This is a genomic window from Salininema proteolyticum (genome assembly GCF_042685645.1).
In the GTDB taxonomy this organism is placed as follows: domain Bacteria; phylum Actinomycetota; class Actinomycetes; order Mycobacteriales; family Micromonosporaceae; genus Salininema; species Salininema proteolyticum.
The window spans coordinates 1,476,078-1,497,165 of sequence record NZ_JBHUNX010000001.1 but is presented as its reverse complement, the minus strand read 5'-3'; the positions used below and the strand labels follow the sequence as shown (position 1 = coordinate 1,497,165).

Genomic DNA, 21,088 nt, shown 5'->3' with positions numbered 1-21,088 from the left:
CCCGGCTTCCATACGGCGACGTCCGCTCACCGCTTCAGCGTGGGAGACCCCGTCGTTTACGACCGGGAGGATGTCAAAGGACGTAGTAGACCGTCGCGAGCGCCGTGCAGAATCCCACAATTAGGACCGTCACCGCGGTGTCGGCCCTCCTCCACACCGCTCGCCGGGCACACGACCGCTGAACGTCCGGATCGAAACCGCGCGCCTCGATCGACACCGCCAGCCTCTGCCCCCGCCTGAGCGCGACGACCAGGAGTCCGAACATGGTCGAGGCGAACAGGCGCAGCCGCCGCACGATATTGCCGCGACCCTCCAGCCCTCGCGCTCGCCTCGCCTGAGTGATGCGGTTCCACTCCTCGGCCAGCAGCGGCATCATGCGCAGCGCCGAGAGCGCGCCGATGGTGAAGCGCTCGGGGAAGCGCCACTTCTGGATCAGGGAGTCGGACAGGTCGGTCGGGTCGGTGGCGCCCAGGCCCAGCAATCCCGCCAGGGAGAAGACGGCGACGCGGAACCCGAAGACGGCCCCGTTCTCGGCGGCGTCGGACGCGATGGTCACCGGCCCCCACTGCCACCAGATGTCGCCGGTCTTGTTCTCGGCGTAGACGGTGTTGACCACGCCGACCATGAGCGCCGCTCCCCAGAGGTACGTCAGGCGCTTGGCCAACGCGCCCGGGTTGATTCCGGAGACGGCCGTGAGGACCACGAGGAAGGCGAGCAGGGCAGCGACGTACTGCCACTGTCCCGGCAGGAAGGCGGTGACGCTGACGGCGGCGGCACCGATTATCTTGGACAACGGGCTCAGGCGTGCCAGGGCTGAGTCGCGTTCGGCAAGTGCTGTCATGGGCGCCGTTCCCTCACTCGCCCGCCTTCCAGGACGGTCTCGCTGTCGGCGAGCGCGTCGATGAACTCGCGGTCGTGGGTGACGGCCACCAGCCCCGTCCCGTCGCGGCGGACTTCGTCCATGAGGTCGGTCATCTCGGTCCAGGTGCGCCGGTCCTGCCCGAAGGTGGGTTCGTCGAGCAGTAGGACGTCGGGCGCGGCGGCGAGCGCTCCGGCGACGGAGAGCCGGCGTGCCTCGCCTCCGGAGAGGGTGAACGGGTTGGCGTCCGCCAGGTGGGTCAGGCGCAGGCGTTCCAGCAGTTCGGCGACGCGTGCGGCGGTGCGTTCGTCGCTCCATCCGGCGCTGCGGGGGCCGAAGGCGAGTTCGTCGGCGACGCGCGAGGTGACGAACTGGGTCTCGGGGTTCTGGAAGACGGTGCCGACGCGTGCGGCGAGGGCGGGGGCCTTGAGCTTGTGGAGGGGTTTCTTCTCTCCGGCGGCGGTGACGGTTCCGGAGGTCGGGGGTGCCAGGCCGCCCAGAAGGCGCGAGAGGGTGCTCTTGCCGGAGCCGTTGTGCCCGGTGAGGGCGGCCAGTTCTCCGCGGTGGACGGCGAAGCTCGCTTCCCGCAACGCCAGGGGTTCTCTCTTGCCGTAGCGGTACGAGACGTCGTCGGCCCGCAGGAGTTCTTCGCCCGGTTCGCCGCGGCGGGGTGTGGTCGCGGGGGCGCCGGGTATGCGGATTCCCTGGTCCAGGAGTATTTCTCCGTGGGTGGTGAGGACGTCGGCGACGGGCCCGTCCGCCAGGGGGCGTCCTCCGGAGTCGAGTGCGACGACGCGGTCGAAGCTCTCCCAGAGTCCGTCCAGGCGGTGTTCGATCATGACGCAGGTGATGTCGGGGTCGTCGAGGGCGGGCCGGACGGCGTCCCGTACAAGGGCGGCTCCTTCCGGGTCGAGGTTGGCCGTCGGTTCGTCGAGCAGGAGCAGTTCGGGGCGGCGTACGAGGATGCCGGCCAGGGCCAGGCGCTGCTGTTCGCCGCCGGAGAGGGCGGTGGTGGCGTGGTCGGCCGCGTAGGGAAAGCCCACGGCCTCGTGGGCTCGGGCGACGGCGGGCCAGATCCGCTCGGGGGCGACGCCCTGGTTCTCGAGTCCGAAGGCGGTGTCGTCGCCGCAGCGGGCCATGATCAGCTGGGTCTCGGGGTCCTGGAAGACCATGCCGGTGCGGTGGCGGGTCTCGAAGGGGTCGCGGCCGTCCACGGTCATTTCGCCGGCGGCCTCGCCGCCCCGGGCGTGTTCGAGTCCGGCCAGGACGGCCAGGAGGGTGGACTTGCCGGAGCCGGAGGGCCCTAGTAGGAGGACGTTCTCCCCCGGTTCCACGGCGAGGTCGACTTCCCGGAGTGCGTGCGCGCGGCGCCCCGCATGTCGGTAGGAGAAGCCGCGCGCGCGTATCCGCATGTCAGGTCCGTCCTTCTCAAACGCGCTTGCGGTCGGCGCCGCCGGCGAGGGCGTTGACGGCGCCGGTGGGCAGGAGCGCCTTGTAGAGGGCCCAGGAGCCGAGGCCGGCGACGACGGCGCCGGAGAGGGCGGCCAGGAGGATGTAGGGGATCTTGAACGCCCAGAGGGAGGTCGCCCCGTAGGAGACGAAGACGTCCCAGGTGGTGGCGAAGAGGCCGCTCAGGGCTCCGGCGAAGACGGACACGGCGATGTTGTAGCGCTTGTACCGGCCCGCGGCGAAGGCGGCCTCGCCGCCCAGTCCCTGGACAAAGCCCTGGACGACGACGAGCAGGCCCCAGGCGCTGCCCAGCATGGTGCTGACGAGCGCGGCGAAGCCCTCGGTGAAGACGGCGGCGCCGGTCTTGCGGACGAGGAGCGGGGCGAGGACGGCCGGCATGAGCCAGACGCCGTAGAGGAGGCCCGAGGCGGGCGGGTAGGCGGTCGTGAGCGGCTCCGAGGCGGCCCAGACGAGGTTCCACGCCTGGAAGACCGCGCCGAAGGCGACGGCGAGTACGGCGCAGGCGATGATGTCGGCCATGCGCCAGCGTGTGGGCGTGTTCTGCAGCGACACTTCCGTGCCTTTCTATTCGGGCAATGGGGCACAGAAGAGACCTCCGACTCCTTCCACCGGTCCGAACCGGGTCAAGTTCGAAGGGTCTGCGCACCGCGGGCGGTCCGCACTCTCAGCCTGAGGGCTCCCCTGTCGTCAATTAGACGGTAGCATCGGCGCGTCGCGGAACCAAAAGCTTGCACAGATCGTCACAATTGACATAAGGGGATGCCGTCGACGCACTAGTCGGCAGTTTTCTCTGTCCTGTTGTGTGGAGCCGGCGGCTATCCGCCGTCGGCTCGTTTCCCTCCCGCCCCAGGGCATCGACCTCGCCGCCTCCTCTATCCTACTTTCGCGTATCGTTCAAGTCGTTATCCCGCAAGACGACTGCCCGACACCGATGAGAAGAGGCGTGCCCATGCGTCGCATCACCCGTACCGCCAAGATCCTCAACTCCGTGCTCGCCCCCGCCACCCGCGAGCGCACCGACCCCGAGCGCGCGTCGGCCGCCTGGTGGAGGACGGTCGAGAAGGTCCAGGCGCAGACCGGATACGACCTCGGCGCCGACGCGCCCTTCGCCGAGGACCTCGACTTCCTGCTGCGCTGTTTCGCGAACGTCCCCGGTCTGACGCCCATCGGCTGGAAGGGGCAGTTGGGCAACGCCGCGACACGCCTGGAGAACCGCATGCGGGTCAGCGAGATCCACCGCCGCGTCCCGGAGGTCGCGAACGAGCGGATCGAGCGGCCGGTCTTCGTCGTCGGACTGCCCCGCACGGCCACGAGCCTCACCCACAAGATCCTCGCCCGCTCGGCCGGGCACCGCGGACCGCTGCTGTGGGAGCTGAACTACACCGCGCTCGACGACGACCCGGCCGAGCGCGACCGGCGGATCAAGTCCATCGACCGCGAGCTGCGGGCGACGTTCAAGTTCTCCCCGGCGTTCGACGTCATTCACCCGGTGCGCATCGACCAGCCCGAGGAGTCGATCGCGCTCATGCCGCACACCTACTTCCCGCTCAGCTGCGCGCTCATGCCCGACTACCGGGAATGGCAGTCCCAGCGCGACCAGACGGCGGACTACGCCTACCTCCGCCAGGCGCTGCAGGTCCTCCAGTACGGCCGCGAGCGCAAGAGGTGGATCCTCAAGTACCCCGGCCACGTGGGCGACCTGGACGTCCTGTTCAAGGTGTTCCCCGACGCGCAGATCGTGTGGACGCACCGCGACCCGATCACCGTCATGGGCTCCTTCTGCTCGCTGGTCGAGACGCTGGGCGGCCTGCACGTCAGGAACATCGACCTGCACGAGATCGGACGCATGTGGCTGGAGATCCTCAGCGAGTCCGTCGAGAGCGGGCGGCGCCACCGGCCCGACGCGCCCATGGGGGCGGTCGTCGACGTCGGCTACCACCAGCTGGTGTCCGATCCGCACAACTACGTGCCGAAGCTCTACGAGCAGATCGGGGCGCGCTGGACGGCGGAGGACGCCGAGAAGCTCTCAGGGCTGACCGAGCGGCCCCTGCGCGACAGGCGGCACGAGTACGACATCTTCCACTACGGCCTGAGCCCGCGCCAGATCGAGAAGGCGTTCCAGGACTACATGCCGCTGGTCCACCGCGTGAACGCGTGAAACCCGCTCGCCCCTGTCACACCCCTCGCTTAGACTGCGGGCATGGACAACGACACTTTTAGAAGCCTGCTCGACTCCGAGGCGGCCCTCCTGCGCGGGGCCGCCTCCACCGCGTTGGAGGACCGGGTCCCCTCGTGCCCCGACTGGACCGGGCGCGACCTCGTCCAGCACGTGGCGGAGGTCTACTGCGACAAGACCCTCGCCATCTCCGAGGGCGCGGAGTCCGAGAGCTGGCCGCCTCCCATGCCGGAGGCCGACGGTATCCTCGACCTCTTCGACACGACCTTGCGCGACCTCAACGCGCAGTTCGACTCCCACTCCGCGAGCGACCCGGCGGGGAGCTGGTACACGCCGGACCAGACAGTCGGGTTCTGGATTCGGCGCATGGCGCAGGAGACCCTCATCCACCGCGTCGACGCCGAACTGGCCGCCGGGAAGGGCCTCAGCCCCGTCGACGAGGCGTTCGCCGCCGACGGCGTGGACGAGTTCCTGGACTGCATGGTCGGATTCGGCTCGGTCAACTGGAACAAGTACCTTCGGCCCGTGCTGGAGGCCGAGGACGGCCTCACCCTGCTGATTCGCTACGGCTCGAAGGAACGCACCCTGCGGGTCGCCCCCGGTGGGGTCGAGCTGGACAAGGCCGGCGCCGACGAGTGCGCCGCCACCGTCTCCGGCGACGCCTCGGCCGTGGACCTTTGGCTGTGGCGCCGGGGCGATGTCGACTCGGTCGACGTCTCCGGGGACGTCGAGGCCGCCCGCCGCTTCTACGGGATCGTCGCGAACTTCGCCGACTGACCCCGGTTCAGGCCGCGATCGCGTCCAGCGCCTCGGCGATCCCGTCGAGCGAGGAGATCTCGGCGTCCGGCCGGACGTCTGCGTCGGCCGTCGCTCCGTCGCGGTTGAGCCACACGGCCCGCATCCCGGCCGCTTGGGCGGCGGCCACGTCTTCGACCAGGTTGTCGCCTATGTGGACCGTCTTCTCCGGGTCCGTCCCCAGACGCTCGGCGGCCAACCGGTAGATGGCGGGGTCGGGCTTGTACACGTTCTCCTCGGCGGCCATGACGACGGTGGTGAAGTACTCCTCCATCCCCAGCGTCGAGGGGAGCGTGTTGCCGTTGGTCACCAGGGCCAGGGAGAACCGGCCCCTCCAACGCTCCAGGGCCGGGCGGGCGTCGGGGAAGGGCTCCAGGACGCGGCGGCGGTCGGCGAAGTAGCGGCGGCAGACCTTCTCGGCCAGCTCCATGTCTTCGCTGCCGCACCGGCGGACGCTCTCTTTGAACGCGGCCAGGCGGATCGAGTCCATCGGGACGTTGGAGCCCGACTCGCGGGCGGCGACCTCGTCGCGGACGGACGCCATCCAGGCGACGGTGACCGGTTCGCCGTCGCGGTCGAGTCCCTTCTCCCGCAAGGTCTCGACGGCGATCGTCATAGCCTTGACCATGGAACTCTCGAAGTCCCACAGGGTGCGGTCCCCGTCGAAGGAGAGGGCCTTGAAGCGGCTGCGGTGGGGCATGGCGCCTTCCTACGAGGCGGGCCGGCCGCCTCTGGCATGGTGGGGTGTCTATTCAGGGCACGTCAGGGCCGCTCCCGCACGGGCCGGACGAGGGTCGCTCCCGTTCCGGGGTCGAGGTCGACGGTGACGGGCTGATCGTACACCTCGGTGACGTGCGCCGCCGTCAGCACCTCGGCCGGTCTTCCCGCACAGTGGACGCGCCCGGCGTCCAGCAGGGCGATCCGGTCGGAATAGGCCGCGGCCAGGCCCAGGTCGTGCAGGACGGCGACGACCGTCCTGCCCTCCGCCGCCAGCTGGCGGCATATCCGTCCGACCAGTTCCTGGTGGCGCAGGTCGAGGGCCGCGGTCGGCTCGTCGAGGTACACCACCGGCGTCTCCTGCGCGAGGACCCGCGCGAGCATGACCCGCGCCGCCTCCCCGCCCGACAGGCTCGGGAAGCTCCGCCCGGCGAGGTGGGCGACGTCGGTCGCCTCCAGGCTCCTCGCCACTACGGCCTCGTCGTTCTCCGGCGGGGACTCCCTCCACGGCGCCCGCGCCATGGCCACCACTTCGCGCACCGCGAACGGGAACGAGACCCGGTGGTGCTGTGGCAGGACGGCGCGCAGCCGCGCGCGCCGCGCGATCTTCCACCGCCGCAGGTCCTCGCCGCCGTAGGCGACCCGGCCCGTATCGGCGTCCAGGTCCCCCGCGAGCACGCCCAGCAGGGTCGACTTCCCCGCCCCGTTGGGGCCCAGGAGCGTCAGGACCTCTCCCGGCTCCGCCGCGAGCCCGACGCCGTCTAGGATCCTCGTTCCGCCCGCGGAATAGCGGACGTCCTCCGCGGTCACGGTGTACCGTTCGCTCATCCCCAACCTCCGGACTGTCGACGGGTGCGGCGCAGGAGCCAGAAGAAGAACGGCGACCCCACCAGGGCGGTCAGGACTCCCAGGGGCGCCTCGGCCGGGGCGGCCGCGGTGCGCGCGGCGAGGTCGGCCCACACCAGGACCGCCGCGCCGCCCAGGATCGACAGCGGCAGCAGGCTGCGGTGGCCCGGACCGGTCCACATGCGGACCAGGTGGGGAACGACCAGGCCGACGAAGCCGATCACCCCGGACACCGCCACGGCCGCCGCCGTCAGGACGGCCACCGCCGCGATGAGGACGATCCGCATGCGCTCGACGTCCACGCCGAGGTGTCGCGCCGGCTTCTCCCCCAGCGTCAACAGGTCCAGCCGGCGGGCGTACAAGGGCGCGACCGCCAAGCCCGCCAGGGCGAACGGCAGGACCGCGAGGACCTTCGTCCAAGTCGCCTGCGCCAGGGAGCCCATCTGCCAGAACACGATCTCATTGACCGCCGCGACGTCGGCGGTGAAGACGAAGACGCCGATCAGCGCCCCGGCGAAGGCGTTGACCGCCACGCCGGTCAGGATCAGGGTGACCGTCTCGGTCCTCCCGCCCGACCGGGAGGCGGCGTACACCACCGCCACCGTGGCGAGGCCTCCGGCGAAGGCCGCCACCGGAAGCGTCCACGCGCCGAACGCCGTGAGCCCCAGCGAGATGGCGGCGACGGCGCCGGCGGCCGCCCCGGACGACACCCCGATCACGCCGGGTTCGGCGAGCGGATTGGCGAACATGCCCTGCATGAGCGCGCCGGCCGCCGCCAGGCTCGCCCCCACGAGGACGGCCAGGGCCACCCGTGCGAGCCGAATCGACCACAGCACCTCTTCGCCGTAGTCGGGGAGCGGCTCGCCGCCCAGTCCCCAGTGGTGGGCCACGGACGACAGGATTCCCGGCACGTCCAGCGGATAGGCGCCGACCGCCGCCGAGGCGAGCGTGCCGCCGAGCAGCACTGTCGTCAGGCCGACGGCCGTCATCGCCGTCCGGCCGCCGGTTCGGGGCGCGGGGGCCTCGACTCGCGTTGCCGCGCTTTCGTCGATCATCGTGCCGCACTCCCGCCGCCATTACCCCGGCGCGTCATCGCCTCTCTCCGTACAACTGGTCGATGAAGGAGTCGAGAACCTGGTCGGTGCGCAGTCCGTAGTTGAGCATCATGCCGTCCGGCAGGCTCACCACGCGGCGCTCCTCCGCCGCCGGGGTCTGGCCCAGGCCGGCGAGGTCGAAGAGCCCGTCGACGCCGCCCACCGAGTCGAGTCCCTTGTCCATGACCAGGATCGCGTCGGGGCTCATCGCCGCCATCGCCTCCGGGGTGAGCGGGACGAAGTCGCCCTCCAGTTCCGATCCCGCGTCAACGCCCCCGGCCGCTTCGATCAGCGAGCGCGCTCCGGAGTCCTCCGCACCGATCATGTAGACGCCCGACGAGCCGCGCAGGTACAGGAAGGCCACGCGCGGCCTCTCCCCCGCTTCGGGGACCCGCGACTCCGACTCCTCTATCCGCTCGTGGATCTCCGCGGTCAACTCGCCGCCGAGGTCCCCGACTCCCAGGGCCGTCGCCACGGCGTTCACCGTGGCGTCCACGTCGGCGATTCCGGTCGCCCGTGGAACGGTGAACACGGTGACTCCCGCGTCCGCGATCTGCCGCAGTGCTGTGTCGGGGCCGGTCGCCTCCTCGACCAGGAGCAGGTCCGGGCGTGTCGACAGCGTGCCCTCGGCGGAGAGGTCGTGCCCCTTGGTGATGACCGGGAGTCCGTCGGCGTTGTCGAAGGTGGTGGTGACGTCCCTGGCGACGACCCTGTCCCCCAGGCCCAGGGAGAACACCGTCTCCGCGATCGCGCCCGAGGCCACCGCTATCCGGTCGGCGCGTTCGATGACGACCTCCTCCCCTCGCGCGTCCACGGCCGTGGCGGGGAGGTCGGGGTCGGCCTCGGCGGTGATGGGTTCGACGTGGTCGGCGGTGTCGTCCACCGGCTTCTCTGGCGTCCCGCACCCGGCCATGGCCGTCAGGGCGAGCGCGGCGAGTCCGGCGGCGAGCGTCGGCAGTGATCTCATAGGCGTCTTTCATTCCGGCGGAGGGGATACCACTCCGGTCGATGTATTTATTAGGAGAACCTAACATACATTAGGTCCCCCTTACTAAGGGGAACCTAAGTTAGTGTAGCCTCAGTTCCCATCGAGTCGTTTTCCTTCCAGGAGTGCCCATGAGAATGCCTGTCCGCCAAGTGAACCCCCATGAAGCGCATCAGTATGCGCCTTCGTCGGCCCCGCGGCCGACGCGGTGGACGCCGGTTCGCTTCGCCCGGATTCACCGCCTCCTGCGGGCCGTCGCCGCACTCCTTCCGGCGCTCGCCGTCCTCGCACTCCCGTCCGTGCCGGCCCACGCCGCCGACTGGGACGCCGGCCGGCTCCTCTGGGGAGTCAAGGCCTCCTTCACCTCGTACGTCTCAGGTCCCATAGCCCAGGGGGAGATCGCCCTCTCCGACGGCGCCTCGCGAGAGGGCGACCGGTTCCAGTTCCCGCTTCGCGAGTCCTCCGAGTCCGGCGGCACGACCACGCTCGCCTACCAGGGCACCGTCCGCTTCACCGGTCACGACGGCCGGCTGGACCTCGCCCTCTCCGATCCCGCCGTGGCCGTCTCCCCCGACGGCGCCCGGCTCATCGCCGCCGTTTCCTCCTCCGGCGAAGACTTCGGCCGCGTCGCCGTCGCCGACCTCAGCGGGGTCGAACCCTCCGCGCTGGAAGACGACTCCCCCGTACTGGACGGCCTGTCCGCGTCGCTCACGGCCGAGGGCTCCGAGGCCTTCGCCGGCTACTACGAGGCCGGGGAGGTTCTCGATCCCGTCGACGCCACCGCGGAGTCCAGCGGGCGCGAGTCTTCCGGCCCGGGCGAAGACCTCGCCCCCGGGGAGGTCCGAGGGGCCGTCCTCGACTGGGGAGTGCGCCGCAGCTGGCGGGAGTACGTCTCAGGCGACATCGCCGAAGGCGGATGGACGGTCTCCGATGGCGCCCTGGACGGCGGCGACCGTTTCCGCTTCACCGATGGCGAAGGCACCCTGGACGACGGCACGGGAACCGTCTCGTTCCACGGCTCGGTCCACTTCTCCGGGGAGGACGTCTACCTGCGGATCTCCGACCCCGTCGTGTCGATCGAAGCCGGCGAGGGGCTCCTCTCGGCGCGAGTCGTCGGCAATGGACTCGACGAGACCGTCGCGCTGGCCGCCTTCTCAGCGGACTTCGCCGAAACCGACGGCCTGACGACGCTCGACCGGGCCGAAGCCCGCCTCTCCGACAACGCGGCCGCGGTGTTCGGGAACTTCTATCAGCCCGGCGACCCCCTCGACCCCGTCACGATCGCCTACGCGACCGAGGCGGAGGCGACGATCCCGGCACTCCCGAACCCCGGTTCGGGCGACGAGGCGAAGGCGGCGCCCTCCGACGGAGGCCAAGACGCGACCTCATGGTGGCCCTATGCCGCCGGCGCCACAGCGCTTCTGCTCGCCACCGCCGCATTCCTGCTCATTCGCCGCCGCACCGGAGCACGGAACGACGGCGGAGACAACTCTCCCGCCTCGGCCAATGCCTCCGTCGGGGACGATTCCCCGGCCGCCGAGGGCCCGGGCTCGGGCTCGGACTCCGGCACCGGACCCGGTCCAGACCGAGATCGGAAGAGCGCCACATGACCTCGCACAGAGCACCCGCTCGCCGTGACACCGCCGGGCTTCGGCTCACGGCCCCTTTCACAAAGCCCGTTAACCGTGCCGGTCCTCTCCACCGGATCCGGCGCGGAATCCCTACTACAGGACAAGGAACACCGATGAGAACCACCATCCGACGCCTGGCGCCGGCCGCCTTCGCCGGCGTGCTCGCCGCGGGCTTCGCCGCCCCGACCGCCGCCTCGGCACAGGAGAACACGATTCCGCTCACGGAGGGGCAGGTCACCTGGGGCATCCACACCGGATTCACGGACTACGTGGAAGGACCCATCGCCGGAGGGGAGATCACCGTCTCCCAAGGCGCCCAACGCGACGGGAAGAACTTCACCTTCCCCTCGCTCACCGGGTCCTACGACCTCTCCGACCACCACATCGAAGCGTCCACCGAGGGCGCCGTCCGGTTCACGGGCCACCACGGCGCGCTGGACCTGACCATCGCCTCCCCGAGCGTCGTCACCGACAACTCCGACAAGAGCGGCGTCCTCAGCGTGACGATCACGCAGGACTCCTCCACGGAGACCGTCGCCTTCGCCGACCTCTCGTACACCGGCGGCAGCGCCTCCGGCTTCGAGGGCATGACCGCTTCGCTCACCGCCGAGGGCGCCGAAGCCATGGGCGGCTTCTACAACGCCGGCGACGAGCTGCCCGCTCCGGATATCACCTTCGACACCGCGCAGGAGGACGGTGGGGGCGACGAGGACTCCGGCGGCGGCTCGGACGAAGAGTCGGAGGACCCCGGCGACACCGGCGGAGGAGAGAACGAGGACGGAGACGACTCCGGCGACGAGCGGACCGACGAGACCGCGTCCCCGAACGCGAACAGGGCCGACCCGGTCCTCAACGCCGTGTCCGGTTCCGCCTCATGGGGCGTGAAGGAGTCCTTCCGCTCCTACGCCACCGGCCCCATCGCCGACGGTTCCTACACGGCCGTCGACGGCGCCTCCGAGGAGGGCGGCGTCTTCTCCTTCCCCGTCGCGAACGGCACCTTCAATACCGACACAGGAGCGGTGGACCTCGCCTTCACCGGCGGAGCGCATTTCACCGGCCACGGCGGAGAACTCGACGTGACGCTCGGCGACGTCCGGCTCCAGGGCACCGGAAAGAGCCTGGCCCTGTACCTCAACGGGACCGCCGCCGCGACCGTCGACCTCGGCCAGGGGCTGTCCGTCGCCGACGAGCGGGTGTCCGTGTCCGACGTCCCCGTCACGCTCACCGAGTCCGGCGCGAAGCTGTTCTCCGGCAACGGCACGTCCTTCTACAAGGCCGGCGACGCTCTCGACCCGCTGAGCTTCACGGTCGACTTCGACGGCACGGTCACCGCCGCCGATTTCGACAAGACCGGGAACCTGCCCACCACGGGCATGGATCTGACGTGGATCCTGGGTATCGCCCTAGCGCTCACAGCCGCCGGAGTCGTCGCTGTCGTGGCCACTCGCCGCCGACCCGCCAACGCGTGACCGCAGCCGGCCGTCCGAAGCGACGGCGCGGCGGAGCGACGGAGCGACGGAGCGACGGAGCGGCGGAGCGGCGGAGCGACGTGCGCAGACGCGATACGGCCGGTCGGCCGCGGACGGGCATCGCCTACCCGGCGATCGCCCTCGCCGTGGTGGACCGTCCCGGAGGCGCCTGCGCGCAGGCCGGACGCCAAGGCCGTTCAGAGCGGCCGTGCGACGGTCGTCCGCCCGATCCGGTATCGCACTGCTCGGCGAGGTCGTACGGATCTGTCAGGATGCGGCTGTGAGGGCACAGCCGTGAGGACGTGGCCGTGAAGGCGCGACCGTGAGGGTGCGGCCATGTTCGACCTCTGGCGCGCGACGCCGGCCTCGCGGCGCCGTGGCCAGAGGGAAAGCCGCACGGCTACACCAGAGAACAAGACCGAGCTCGGCTCCGCCCACCGCGGCCGAGCTCCCATAGACGTCGGAGGGCCCTTCCGCCCCGTTCACGGGTCGGTCGAAATCGCCTCACCGGATCCGTCCAGGTAGTCCATGCCCGTTGGCGCACGGGCAGTGGGACGGCAGGGTTCTCCGACTCCCCGCGGCGGGTTCCGGACCATCTGACACCGGAGCCCGTCGCGGCCCATCCCGCTAGATCCGGCACCACACGGCCGTACCGGTACACGTGCGGCCACCGGTTTCGGTGCCCCGTCAGCCGCCGGCCACGGACGGCAGGATCTGCACGACGTCCCCCTCCTTGAGTGCCGTCTCCTGTCGGTCCAGCGCGCGGCACTCCTCGACTCCCACGAAGATGTTCACGAAGCGGCGCAGGTCGCCGGCCTCGTCGCGCAACCGGCGTTCCAGACGAGGGAACGTCTCTCCCAGCGAATCGATCACGGTTCGCAGGGTGGCCCCCTCGTCCAGGTCCAGGAACAGTTTCGACTTCCCGCCGCTGTCCGCGCGCAGTGCCGATGGAATGATCACCGTGACCTCCATGCCGCCGGCGCCTCCCTTCCATGCCTCGACCCGTTCCAGAGCTCGCCGGGCGGACCGGCGGCCGTATCCGCCGCCTCAGGCCTCTTCCAGCCCATTGAGTCCATGGTCCTCACACCTCGGCCGCACGCACGCACAGCACGTCCGGCAGGTTCTCGGCCACCGTGGACCATTCGCCGCCGTACACGCCCGCGTAGACGTCGCCGCACCTGGTGCCGAAGTAGAATCCGGGCTCCTCGGCGTTGTCGCACGACGCCCCGTCCCGCAGGGCCTCGCCGAAGTACTGTCCTTCCGGCAGGCCCCGGCTCCACTCGGTCCAGGACTCACCGCCGTCCTCGGTGACCCACGTCTGCAGGCGGTTCCCGGGCGGGAAACGGTGCAGGCTCGCCTCGACCGGGAAGACCACGGCGGTCTTCTCCTTCGACGGGTGGGCCACCACCGGAAAGCCGAACTCGGTGGGCAGTCCTCCCGACACGTTCTTCCACCCGTCGGACGGCTTCTCCGAGTAGAACACCGGGCCGTGGCTCTGGACGAAGTACCCGCCGCTCGTATCGCGCGCGACCTTGTGGATGCACTGGCCCGACTCGGGGAACTTCTCGGGAAGGTAGTCCGTCGAGATGCCCTGGGAGACGTTCGTCCAGGTCTCGCCCTCGTCCTGGGTCTGATAGATGCCGCCGGTCGACACGCCGACCGTGACGTCTCCTTCGGCGTCGCCCGGGACGATGGTGTGGACGGCCGCGCCGCCGGCTCCCGGCCCCCAGGTCACGTGCTCGGGAACGTCCCACAGCGCGCGGTTGAAGGTGAAGCTCTTGCCGCCGTCCTTGGAGATGAACAGCGCCGACGGCTCGACGCCCGCGTAAACGGTGTCGGCGTCGTGCCCGAACGTCAACTGCCAGACGCGTTTGAGCGTGTTCTTCTCCGGGGAGTCCGGCTGGTCGATGCCCGGGTTCTCGCTGAAGTCCAAGGGGCGGTAGGCGAGGTCCTGCGGGAACGATATGGGCGCCTGGTCGGGCTCCTGCCAGGTCTCGCCGAGGTCGTCCGAGTACCAGATGCTCGAACCGAAGTGCGGACTGTCCGCCCCCACGTAGAGCCTTTTGCTGTGCGGATTGATCCCGATCGCGTACATCTCGCTGACGTTGGTGAACCCCTCGGGGTCCAGGTTGACGGGCCCCTTGAGGTCCCATGCCCTTCGGTCCTCGCTGGTCGCCAGGAAAAGGCCCTTGCGCGTCCCGATGGCCGCTAGAAACGTCATTGTCCCTGCCTTTCTGCTGTTGAGGCCTGTGTCACGGCCCTTTCCTGCGAGTCTATGACAGGCCTGTGACATTTTCTCTGGCTCGATGAAACGGACCCGGTCCGCGCGTCCAGGTCGGCAGGGGCCGGTGCAGAGGGAAGGCGTGACGACACCTCCGCGTCAGACTGCGAAAGCCCGATGGGCGCCACTCCTTTGAGCGCCGCTGGGACACACGACGCGAAGGGCCTCGGGAAAACCGAGCACGAGGGCGAGGCGTGCGCAGAGCTTCCTTCGCGACCCGATGACGCCGCCTCGGCCCGGAACCCGCGCAGGAGGCGGAGCCGCTAGCGAGCGCCACCATGGCGAGAACCGTTGCCGAGCCGCCGTTCAAGGGGCCTGTTCGACGACAATGGTGGAAAACCGGCCATCGGGGCGGTGGACGACCGGACATGGGAGGCTCCGGACATGGCGCACCGGAGTGCCCGGCCGGGTCTTGGGACGCAAAAACCCAGTCCGGGACACGCAAACCCAGACTGGGACGCAAAAACCCGGCCCGATGGTCTGAGCATCGGGCCGGGCCAGGAAACAGTGTGCGCTTGCCGGGAAGTCTCAGCGCCCCGCCGGGCCGTCAGGCCCCGGGCGCAGGTCCATCGAGCGGGAACCCCGACGTCCTCGGCCGGCGCTCCACGCGTCGGTTAATCGACCTTCAGCGCCTTGCGGAGGCGGTTCAGGTCCTTGACGCTGGCCTTGATCTTCACTTTGCCGGTCAGGAGGGCCTTGGCGGGGCTCAGCTCCTTCTTCTTGACCTTGACCAGGTCGTCGGACGCGATGGACATGCGCACCTCGGCGTCCGGGTCGTCGCCTTCGTCGAGGTTGGAGAAGCGACCGTCGTCGATAACGCCGCGGAAGGACACTCCGAGATCGGTGATATCGCAGACCAGGCTCCGCTTGAAGTCCTTGAGTCCCTCGTACTTCTCGACCTTGGAGTCGGCCGATCCGACCATCTTCTCGAGGATCTGGCGGCACTCAGCGACAGTTGCCATAGGTGTCTCCTTACCAAAGTAATTCTACCGAAAACCTTGGTCAACAGATTACCTTGTCACAGTTGGGTATCAGCACCGGTGCCACACCTTTATCCGGTGCGCCGCGAGCGCTGCGCCGCGCCGTCGAATCTTCGGTTCGGAAGAGCCCGAACGAAACGTGCATTATGATGTAACGTTGCGTGATCCCCGGTCAAGCCCCCGTGCGGAAAAGGCCCTTCGGATTCCGCGAACCGCGCTCTCCGGAGCGCCTATTCACCCATGGCTACGGCATCGACAATCCGACACGCCGGATATTCCCTTCTGTCAATAACATGTCGCCACCGTAATTCAGCATTATCCATACAATTTAATATGCCCACTCCGTGCGCTTAGGCCGCTACTCCTTATCGCCGTCCGAACTAGACGCACTCGACCCACCACAGTGCACAGAACGAGCGCCCGCGTCCGCCAATGCGAAGGCCGCGGTTCGACCCACGAACCCGCGGCGCCCGCGTCACCATTGGGGCCGGCGGAGCCAGCGATGCCGTTGCGGACGGCGAGGCCAGCCGTGCAGCTACGGGCCACGGGGCCAGCGGTGTCGTTGGAGCCGGCGGAGCCAACGATGCCGTTGGGGCCAGCGGGGCCAGCCGTGCAGCTACGGGCCACGGGGCCGGCGGGACCTTTTCGGCAGGCGGGACCGGCGATGGCTGCGAAGCCCCAGGTCCGGTTCCGGGCACGATCCCCCTCATCACGGCCCGTGGCCGAAACCGCCGAACCGTTTCGGGGAGGAGCGATGCCGGTCCACGCCGAGGAACCCCGGCTGACGGACCGCTACATGAAGTCGAAGACGGCTCCACCGGTCTCGTTCAGACCTACGCACGGGTTCGAGAAGGTGTCCGAGTAAAGGTGCAGCTTACCCTTCCACACTCCGATCGCGTCGAAGTCCGCCGGGACGTACTCCATCGTGCAGACACCGCCCCGCGCCGGGATCCGGCCGATGTCGCCCTTGGCCCTGGCGAGCTGTTCGCACGCGGTCGTCGCGCTCGGATGCGTCGACAGGTCCGCCGGGCAGACGAGAACCTCATTGAAGCTCCGTCCGTCATCGGTGCTGACCGTCAACACGTAGAGCCCTTCGATCTGCGGAGCCTTCTTCTCCTCGCCGTCGGCGGCGACGGCCACACCCGAACCCGCCAGGGCGAGCGAACCGCCCATCGCAATGGCAGCGGCAAATTTCTGGAAGTAGTTCTTCATGCAGTGGATTCTAAGGAGACGCACCGCCTTTCACGAGGAGCGACACACCGCCGCAAGGGTTGCCGTGGCGACGAAGGCCGATCAGGGAAGCGCCGCAGAGGAGCGGCCGACCGCCGCCCATCCAGGAGGCACCCCCGCGGAGGCCCGGTCGCTCGCCGACCCGTGTGCGGAGCGCCGCGGCAAACGACGGCGTTACATCGACGACGCCCCGGCCACGCGTTCACGCCGGGGTCCGCGGGTCGTCCAGAACCACTGTCACGAAGCGATCCGATGGCTCCGGCGTCGCCTCCGGTTCAGATTCCGACGGCGATTCGTCCTCCGGCCCGGAACCCCGCCTCCGCTCGAACTCGGCGGGCGCCGAATCGCTCCCGGTCTCCGGCGCCGATTCCCCGACACCATTCCGGGCCGTGACGGAGGAAGCACCGGGGAGGCCTTTCGCCGCCGTGGCCGAGTGGCCTGGTGCGGCGGCGTCCGGCCTGTCGAAGTCGCCGTACCGTGCCGCGGCGGGCGGCGGATCCTCAAGAGCCGGGTCGAGCTTCACGAGACGGGCCTTGATCGCCCCGAGCGACCGCTTGAACTCCGCGCTGAGGTCCTTGACGGAGACGCCGGCCTCCCAGCGCCGCATGAGATCACCGTCGTCCTCCCCTTTCCAGGGCTTCCCGTGGTTCTCGAACGCGGGTCGAGCTCGGGGCGGAGCAGCTGCATGTGCGCCCGGCGGCTGCTCCCGCTCGACGGCGTCGAAGACGTGCGCATAGGCTTTCTGCTGCCAGAGCGGCAGATCTCGCCACGGCGGATGGCAGCGGTGCAGGGGATCGGAACCGGTCTGCCGCGTCACCCACAGGCCGTAGACGATCTGCCCGCACTGGCGCCACGTCAGTCGCCAGGCGGCATCGACCGCGTCGGCGATGAACTCGGCGACGTCCCGGTAGACGCCGTCGCAGCACTGCCTCTGCCAGGCCTCCGATCCGTCCCAATCGCGGCGGGCCTCGGCCTGCGCCTTATTGTCGCAGTGCTTGCGCACCCCGTCGATCCATGCTTCGTGGAGAAATCGTCCCTGTTCGCTCATGACACCGTTATAGGGGTCCCCACCGACACGGGTGGAAGCGATTTCCCCGGTGAATTCGGAGGTTCTGGGAAATACGGGCAGAAACTGTCGCCGGTTTGACAGGAACGACGGTGAAACCGGTCGCCCGCCCCCGGCGGTGGCTCGTCCAAGGCCGGTGGGGAATCGACGCGTCGGCCCCCGACGACCGGAAAGGCCGGCGGAGGCCGTAGGAGGAGGCCGGGAACGCCGAACATCAAGCGCCCGTGTCCGGCGAGGGGAGGCCGGCGTCCGGATAGGCCGGTCAGCCGCCGATGACGGGGTAGTGGTCGGAATAGTCGTCGTAGGTGTAGGTCTTCCCCCAGCTGGTCACGCTCCACTCCGGCGAGCGCCGGTCGAGGACGGTGTTCGTCCAGTCCGCCGGCCCGGCGTGGTCGGCGAGCAGGAGCACGTAGTCGAGGGTCTCGCGGCGGTCGCCCTCGTAGCGGTCGCGTGCGACGGAGTTGGCGACGGGGTCGAAGGAGTACTGTCCGCCCTCCCAGGTCGGGTCGTCGGCGCCGAGGGCGGCCAGCATCTTGAGGTGCTCTTCGCTTCCGCGCGTGATGTTCAGGTCGCCGGCGATGACGACTTGCTCGTCCTCGGGTATGGCCTTGGCGTCGAGGAAGGACCGGATCTCCTGGAGCTGGGAGGCGCGGACGGAGGCGTCCTCGCCGGCGTCGAGGTCGCACCCGGGGTCCTCGGACTGGAGGTGGGCGGAGACGGCGTGCACCGTGCTGCCGTCCACGTCGAGTTCGGCGTAGGCGATGCCTTTGTTGGCCAGTGCGTCTATGCCGCATCCGCGTTCGAAGACGTGCTGTTCCTGGCGGGTGATGGGCCATTTGCTGGCGAGGAACACGCCGCCGTTCTCGGGTTTGGTCCAGCGGAAGGATCCGCCGGTGTCGTCCCAGCCGGAGGTGGAGCGCCCGACGACGGGGGTCATGTGCGGGTACTCGCCGGCGAGGTTGTCGCGGAGTCGGGAGCCGGCCTTGACGGCGAAGGCCTCCTGGACGGCGATGATGTCGTGGCCCCGCATGAAGTCGGCCTCCGCTATGAGATCGGCTCGCGCTCCCTGCGCCCAGTTCGGAAACAAGACTTGCGATAGGAACATGACGTTGTGGCTCGCGACGCTCAGGCGCGGCGTCGATGCCTGTGCCGGTGAGGCCATGAACACTCCTGCGATGAAGGCTACTACGGCGGTCAGGGCCGCGGCGGATCGTTTCACATTGTCTCCCTGGTAGGTCGGTGTCTCCTCCGTTGTAGCCCGAATTGATTACTGACGAGTAGACCAGGGTCGTCCGATCCGTGAAGCGCGCGTTACCGGCCCATTCTAGAAAAGCGGAAGGGCCGCCGTGCGGATCACGCGGCGGCCGCCTCTGCAAAGCATGTCTGTGAAGCCGAGTCCCCGTGGCCGACTCCGCGCGGGAGGGCGGCCGTGTGCACGCGGTTCCGTCAGAACGGGCGCGAAGTGAAACCGGTGAAGCCCTTCTCGAAGGCCCTGGAGATGTAAGCCGAGAGCGCCGGCATGACCGCCTCGGCGTCCCGCACCGCCCCGTGGACGGAGTTGGAGTAGAGCGAGATGTTCAAGTCGAATCCCACGAAGGCGATCCCCGGCCTCTTCAATGACAGGCCGTTGCGGTGCCGGGGGTTTCCCTTCTCATCGAGGACGCCGAGACCCTCCAGGTAACCTACCGCGGGCCGGTAGCCGGTGGCCAGGATGACCGCGTCGGCCCGCTCCCTGTCCTCCTCACCCCATACCACGGAGTCGCCTTCGAGACGCAGGAACGGATCGCGCACGTCGATCTCGCCCCGTTCGAACAGTTCGCGGTAGCCGCCGATGTCGACGACCATGGAGACCTCGCCCGTCTCCTCGGCTCCGGGCATGGCGCCCAGCCACTCGAAGGGAAGGTCTCCGAAACCGTCGAACAGCTCGTAGTGGAAGTCCCGGCCGGTGGCCATGGGGTCCACCAGGACCACCGGTTTGCGGCGTACCAGGCTGACCTCCGCCTTGTCGCGCAGTTCGACCGCGAGCTGCACTCCGGTGTTCCCGGCGCCCACCACGAGGACCCTCTGTCCCTCGTATGGAGAGGGGGAACGGTACTCGGCCGAGTGGACGACCGAGCCGGTGAAGCCGTCGAGTCCCGGCAGGTCGGGCCGGTGCGGGTTGCCGAAGGACCCCGTGGCGGCGACGACCGTCCGGGTGCTGACCGTCTCGCCCCCTTCGACCTCGAGGTGGTAGACGAGGTCGTCGTCGACCGTCGCTCCGACCACGCGGGTGCCGGTCCTGATCTCGACACCGAGGCCTTCGGCGGTCTCTCGGAAGTGCTCTATGATCTCTTCTTTGCCGGGATAGCCCGTCGGCGCCCCTTCCATGGTTCGCCCCGGTAGGGTGCTCAGCTCCCGTGGCGAGAAGAGACGCAGGCTGTCGTAGTAGTGCGGCCAGGATCCGACGGGCGCGTCGCCCGCCTCGATGAGGACCGGCTCGATCCCGGCCTCCTTGGCGATGGCCGCCGTGGACAGGCCGGCTTGCCCGGCCCCCACGATGACCATATTGTGAACGGTGGTTTCCATGACCACATGGTAGGAGATTCAGGACGTGATGTTAACTGATTTATTTTCCGTCTGAGTCCTTGCCGCACAATGGAATGCCTCCGAATCGAGCGGCCCTCGACCGCCCGCCGCTCCGTTCCGGAAACGGAAGGGCCGCCGCGCGGAATGCGCGGCGGCCCCGCACCATCGGGTGACGGAGGCTCAGGCGATGCCCTTCGTTCCCCCGGCGAACACGATGTGGCCGGTCTGGGCGTCGAGGGTGACGGCCGAGGCGACGTGCTCCGCGAACTGGTCGACGGTGAGCAGGCCTCCGGCGGCCTCGCGGCGGTTGGAGATCGCTCCGGGCTGGGCGCGTTCGAGGAGGGTGGCCGTGATCGTCCCCTCGATCATGTCGCCGGAGACGGTCAGGAAGTCCACCCCGTGGTCGGTGAAGACGGGGATCATCTCCCGCAGGGCCGTCTCGCCGGCGCGTTTGGACGCCGCGACGGGCCCGTAGGCGTCGAGTTCGCCGGGCACGGTGTCGGCGAAGTGGGCCTGGTGGCTGGTGACGTAGACGATCCGCCCGCGACCGGGCATCAGGGCGAGCGCCTTGCGCGCCAGGTCGACCTGGGCGTCGCGGTTGAGCCGCAGCGCGTACTCCGGGTCGGCGTCCTTCTCCAGCCCGCCCGAGGCGTTGAGCACGAGGACGTCGAGCCGGTCCAGCCCCTCCAGCATCGCGTCGACGCTGTCGCCGTCGGTGATGTCGGCGCGGACTGCCGAGGCGGTTCCTCCCGCGGCCTCGATGTCGGCCACCACCTTGTCGGCGCGCTTGGCCTTGTCGCGGTAGTTGATCAGGAGGTGAGCGCCTTCGGCGGCCAGGAGTTTGGCGGTGGCCGCGCCGATGCCGCGCGATGATCCGGTGATGAGGATCCGTTTGTCGTTGAGTTCGTCCATGGTGTTCTCCAT

The 21,088-nt window shown here is 69.4% G+C and carries 19 protein-coding genes and 1 riboswitch; of the genes, 4 read left to right on the top strand and 15 right to left on the bottom strand.

What is annotated here, in order from left to right; all coding sequences use genetic code 11:
- Positions 1 to 73: 73 nt before the first annotated feature.
- Genes ACFTE1_RS07025 through ACFTE1_RS07015 form a run of 3 tightly spaced genes read right to left on the bottom strand, consistent with a single transcriptional unit; the run spans position 74 to position 2,881 of the window.
- Positions 74 to 841 (bottom strand): energy-coupling factor transporter transmembrane component T family protein, encoded by a 768-nt coding sequence (locus tag ACFTE1_RS07025; protein ID WP_380625722.1) that lies wholly within the window; start codon positions 839 to 841, stop codon positions 74 to 76.
- Complete coding sequence (locus tag ACFTE1_RS07020) at positions 838 to 2,271, bottom strand: ABC transporter ATP-binding protein (protein WP_380625720.1); 1,434 nt, start codon at positions 2,269 to 2,271, stop codon at positions 838 to 840. Before ACFTE1_RS07020 ends, ACFTE1_RS07025 begins: the two co-directional genes overlap by 4 nt.
- Positions 2,272 to 2,287: 16 nt before the next feature.
- Positions 2,288 to 2,881: an ECF transporter S component gene (locus tag ACFTE1_RS07015; RefSeq protein WP_380625718.1), complete on the bottom strand. Its 594-nt coding sequence runs from the start codon at positions 2,879 to 2,881 to the stop codon at positions 2,288 to 2,290.
- Positions 2,882 to 2,912: 31 nt separating this feature from the next.
- Positions 2,913 to 3,022, bottom strand: a riboswitch (TPP riboswitch).
- Positions 3,023 to 3,278: 256 nt separating this feature from the next.
- Here ACFTE1_RS07015 and ACFTE1_RS07010 point away from each other — a divergent pair.
- On the top strand, positions 3,279 to 4,487 hold the full coding sequence (locus ACFTE1_RS07010; RefSeq protein ID WP_380625716.1) for a sulfotransferase family protein: 1,209 nt from the start codon (positions 3,279 to 3,281) through the stop codon (positions 4,485 to 4,487).
- Positions 4,488 to 4,529: 42 nt separating this feature from the next.
- Positions 4,530 to 5,282 carry a maleylpyruvate isomerase family mycothiol-dependent enzyme gene (locus tag ACFTE1_RS07005; RefSeq protein WP_380625713.1) on the top strand — a complete coding sequence of 251 codons (753 nt, stop codon included), beginning with the start codon at positions 4,530 to 4,532 and terminating at the stop codon, positions 5,280 to 5,282.
- A gap of 7 nt (positions 5,283 to 5,289) precedes the next feature.
- Here the strand turns inward: ACFTE1_RS07005 and ACFTE1_RS07000 are convergent, their stop codons facing one another.
- From ACFTE1_RS07000 to ACFTE1_RS06985, 4 genes are all read right to left on the bottom strand, one after another.
- Positions 5,290 to 6,000 carry an HAD family hydrolase gene (locus tag ACFTE1_RS07000; RefSeq protein ID WP_380625710.1) on the bottom strand — a complete coding sequence of 237 codons (711 nt, stop codon included), beginning with the start codon at positions 5,998 to 6,000 and terminating at the stop codon, positions 5,290 to 5,292.
- A gap of 62 nt (positions 6,001 to 6,062) precedes the next feature.
- Positions 6,063 to 6,845, bottom strand: coding sequence for a heme ABC transporter ATP-binding protein (locus tag ACFTE1_RS06995; RefSeq protein ID WP_380625708.1), 783 nt, complete (start codon positions 6,843 to 6,845; stop codon positions 6,063 to 6,065).
- The gene (locus ACFTE1_RS06990; protein ID WP_380625706.1) at positions 6,842 to 7,918 is read right to left on the bottom strand and encodes a FecCD family ABC transporter permease; all 1,077 of its coding nucleotides are present in this window, start codon (positions 7,916 to 7,918) and stop codon (positions 6,842 to 6,844) included. The genes ACFTE1_RS06995 and ACFTE1_RS06990 overlap by 4 nt, the downstream gene beginning before the upstream one ends.
- Before the next feature lie 34 nt (positions 7,919 to 7,952).
- Positions 7,953 to 8,924 carry a heme/hemin ABC transporter substrate-binding protein gene (locus tag ACFTE1_RS06985; RefSeq protein WP_380625703.1) on the bottom strand — a complete coding sequence of 324 codons (972 nt, stop codon included), beginning with the start codon at positions 8,922 to 8,924 and terminating at the stop codon, positions 7,953 to 7,955.
- Positions 8,925 to 9,073: 149 nt separating this feature from the next.
- Here ACFTE1_RS06985 and ACFTE1_RS06980 point away from each other — a divergent pair, with 149 nt between their 5' ends.
- Positions 9,074 to 10,552, top strand: coding sequence for an HtaA domain-containing protein (locus ACFTE1_RS06980; protein WP_380625700.1), 1,479 nt, complete (start codon positions 9,074 to 9,076; stop codon positions 10,550 to 10,552).
- A gap of 134 nt (positions 10,553 to 10,686) precedes the next feature.
- On the top strand, positions 10,687 to 12,042 hold the full coding sequence (locus ACFTE1_RS06975; RefSeq protein ID WP_380625698.1) for an HtaA domain-containing protein: 1,356 nt from the start codon (positions 10,687 to 10,689) through the stop codon (positions 12,040 to 12,042).
- A 687-nt stretch (positions 12,043 to 12,729) separates the two neighbouring features.
- On the opposite strand, the gene ACFTE1_RS06970 is transcribed toward ACFTE1_RS06975, so the two are convergent.
- The 8 genes from ACFTE1_RS06970 to ACFTE1_RS06935 form a co-directional block, all read right to left on the bottom strand.
- The gene (locus ACFTE1_RS06970) at positions 12,730 to 13,002 is read right to left on the bottom strand and encodes a MoaD/ThiS family protein (RefSeq protein ID WP_380625696.1); all 273 of its coding nucleotides are present in this window, start codon (positions 13,000 to 13,002) and stop codon (positions 12,730 to 12,732) included.
- A gap of 121 nt (positions 13,003 to 13,123) precedes the next feature.
- Positions 13,124 to 14,263 carry a WD40/YVTN/BNR-like repeat-containing protein gene (locus ACFTE1_RS06965; RefSeq protein WP_380625693.1) on the bottom strand — a complete coding sequence of 380 codons (1,140 nt, stop codon included), beginning with the start codon at positions 14,261 to 14,263 and terminating at the stop codon, positions 13,124 to 13,126.
- A gap of 674 nt (positions 14,264 to 14,937) precedes the next feature.
- Entirely contained in the window at positions 14,938 to 15,285 is a 348-nt protein-coding gene (locus ACFTE1_RS06960) for an SCP2 sterol-binding domain-containing protein (RefSeq protein ID WP_380625691.1), read from the bottom strand.
- An 810-nt stretch (positions 15,286 to 16,095) separates the two neighbouring features.
- The gene (locus tag ACFTE1_RS06955) at positions 16,096 to 16,515 is read right to left on the bottom strand and encodes an SSI family serine proteinase inhibitor (RefSeq protein ID WP_380625689.1); all 420 of its coding nucleotides are present in this window, start codon (positions 16,513 to 16,515) and stop codon (positions 16,096 to 16,098) included.
- Positions 16,516 to 16,735: 220 nt separating this feature from the next.
- On the bottom strand, positions 16,736 to 17,581 hold the full coding sequence (locus tag ACFTE1_RS06950) for a hypothetical protein (protein ID WP_380625687.1): 846 nt from the start codon (positions 17,579 to 17,581) through the stop codon (positions 16,736 to 16,738).
- Between the two features lie 280 nt (positions 17,582 to 17,861).
- The gene (gene sph / locus ACFTE1_RS06945) at positions 17,862 to 18,818 is read right to left on the bottom strand and encodes a sphingomyelin phosphodiesterase (RefSeq protein WP_380625685.1); all 957 of its coding nucleotides are present in this window, start codon (positions 18,816 to 18,818) and stop codon (positions 17,862 to 17,864) included.
- A gap of 227 nt (positions 18,819 to 19,045) precedes the next feature.
- Positions 19,046 to 20,164 (bottom strand): flavin-containing monooxygenase, encoded by a 1,119-nt coding sequence (locus tag ACFTE1_RS06940; RefSeq protein WP_380625682.1) that lies wholly within the window; start codon positions 20,162 to 20,164, stop codon positions 19,046 to 19,048.
- Positions 20,165 to 20,344: 180 nt separating this feature from the next.
- Entirely contained in the window at positions 20,345 to 21,076 is a 732-nt protein-coding gene (locus tag ACFTE1_RS06935) for an SDR family oxidoreductase (protein WP_380625680.1), read from the bottom strand.
- Between the last annotated feature and the right edge of the window lie 12 nt (positions 21,077 to 21,088).

What these genes read in the sequence shown, in the direction of transcription:
- ACFTE1_RS07025 (WP_380625722.1), bottom strand. Translation starts at nt 841, where the DNA reads ATGACAGCACTTGCCGAACGCGACTCAGCCCTGGCACGCCTGAGCCCG.
- ACFTE1_RS07020 (WP_380625720.1), bottom strand. Translation starts at nt 2,271, where the DNA reads ATGCGGATACGCGCGCGCGGCTTCTCCTACCGACATGCGGGGCGCCGC.
- ACFTE1_RS07010 (WP_380625716.1), top strand. Translation starts at nt 3,279, where the DNA reads ATGCGTCGCATCACCCGTACCGCCAAGATCCTCAACTCCGTGCTCGCC.
- ACFTE1_RS07005 (WP_380625713.1), top strand. Translation starts at nt 4,530, where the DNA reads ATGGACAACGACACTTTTAGAAGCCTGCTCGACTCCGAGGCGGCCCTC.
- ACFTE1_RS07000 (WP_380625710.1), bottom strand. Translation starts at nt 6,000, where the DNA reads ATGCCCCACCGCAGCCGCTTCAAGGCCCTCTCCTTCGACGGGGACCGC.
- ACFTE1_RS06995 (WP_380625708.1), bottom strand. Translation starts at nt 6,845, where the DNA reads ATGAGCGAACGGTACACCGTGACCGCGGAGGACGTCCGCTATTCCGCG.
- ACFTE1_RS06990 (WP_380625706.1), bottom strand. Translation starts at nt 7,918, where the DNA reads ATGATCGACGAAAGCGCGGCAACGCGAGTCGAGGCCCCCGCGCCCCGA.
- ACFTE1_RS06985 (WP_380625703.1), bottom strand. Translation starts at nt 8,924, where the DNA reads ATGAGATCACTGCCGACGCTCGCCGCCGGACTCGCCGCGCTCGCCCTG.
- ACFTE1_RS06980 (WP_380625700.1), top strand. Translation starts at nt 9,074, where the DNA reads ATGAGAATGCCTGTCCGCCAAGTGAACCCCCATGAAGCGCATCAGTAT.
- ACFTE1_RS06975 (WP_380625698.1), top strand. Translation starts at nt 10,687, where the DNA reads ATGAGAACCACCATCCGACGCCTGGCGCCGGCCGCCTTCGCCGGCGTG.
- ACFTE1_RS06965 (WP_380625693.1), bottom strand. Translation starts at nt 14,263, where the DNA reads ATGACGTTTCTAGCGGCCATCGGGACGCGCAAGGGCCTTTTCCTGGCG.
- ACFTE1_RS06960 (WP_380625691.1), bottom strand. Translation starts at nt 15,285, where the DNA reads ATGGCAACTGTCGCTGAGTGCCGCCAGATCCTCGAGAAGATGGTCGGA.
- ACFTE1_RS06955 (WP_380625689.1), bottom strand. Translation starts at nt 16,515, where the DNA reads ATGAAGAACTACTTCCAGAAATTTGCCGCTGCCATTGCGATGGGCGGT.
- ACFTE1_RS06950 (WP_380625687.1), bottom strand. Translation starts at nt 17,581, where the DNA reads ATGAGCGAACAGGGACGATTTCTCCACGAAGCATGGATCGACGGGGTG.
- ACFTE1_RS06940 (WP_380625682.1), bottom strand. Translation starts at nt 20,164, where the DNA reads ATGGAAACCACCGTTCACAATATGGTCATCGTGGGGGCCGGGCAAGCC.
- ACFTE1_RS06935 (WP_380625680.1), bottom strand. Translation starts at nt 21,076, where the DNA reads ATGGACGAACTCAACGACAAACGGATCCTCATCACCGGATCATCGCGC.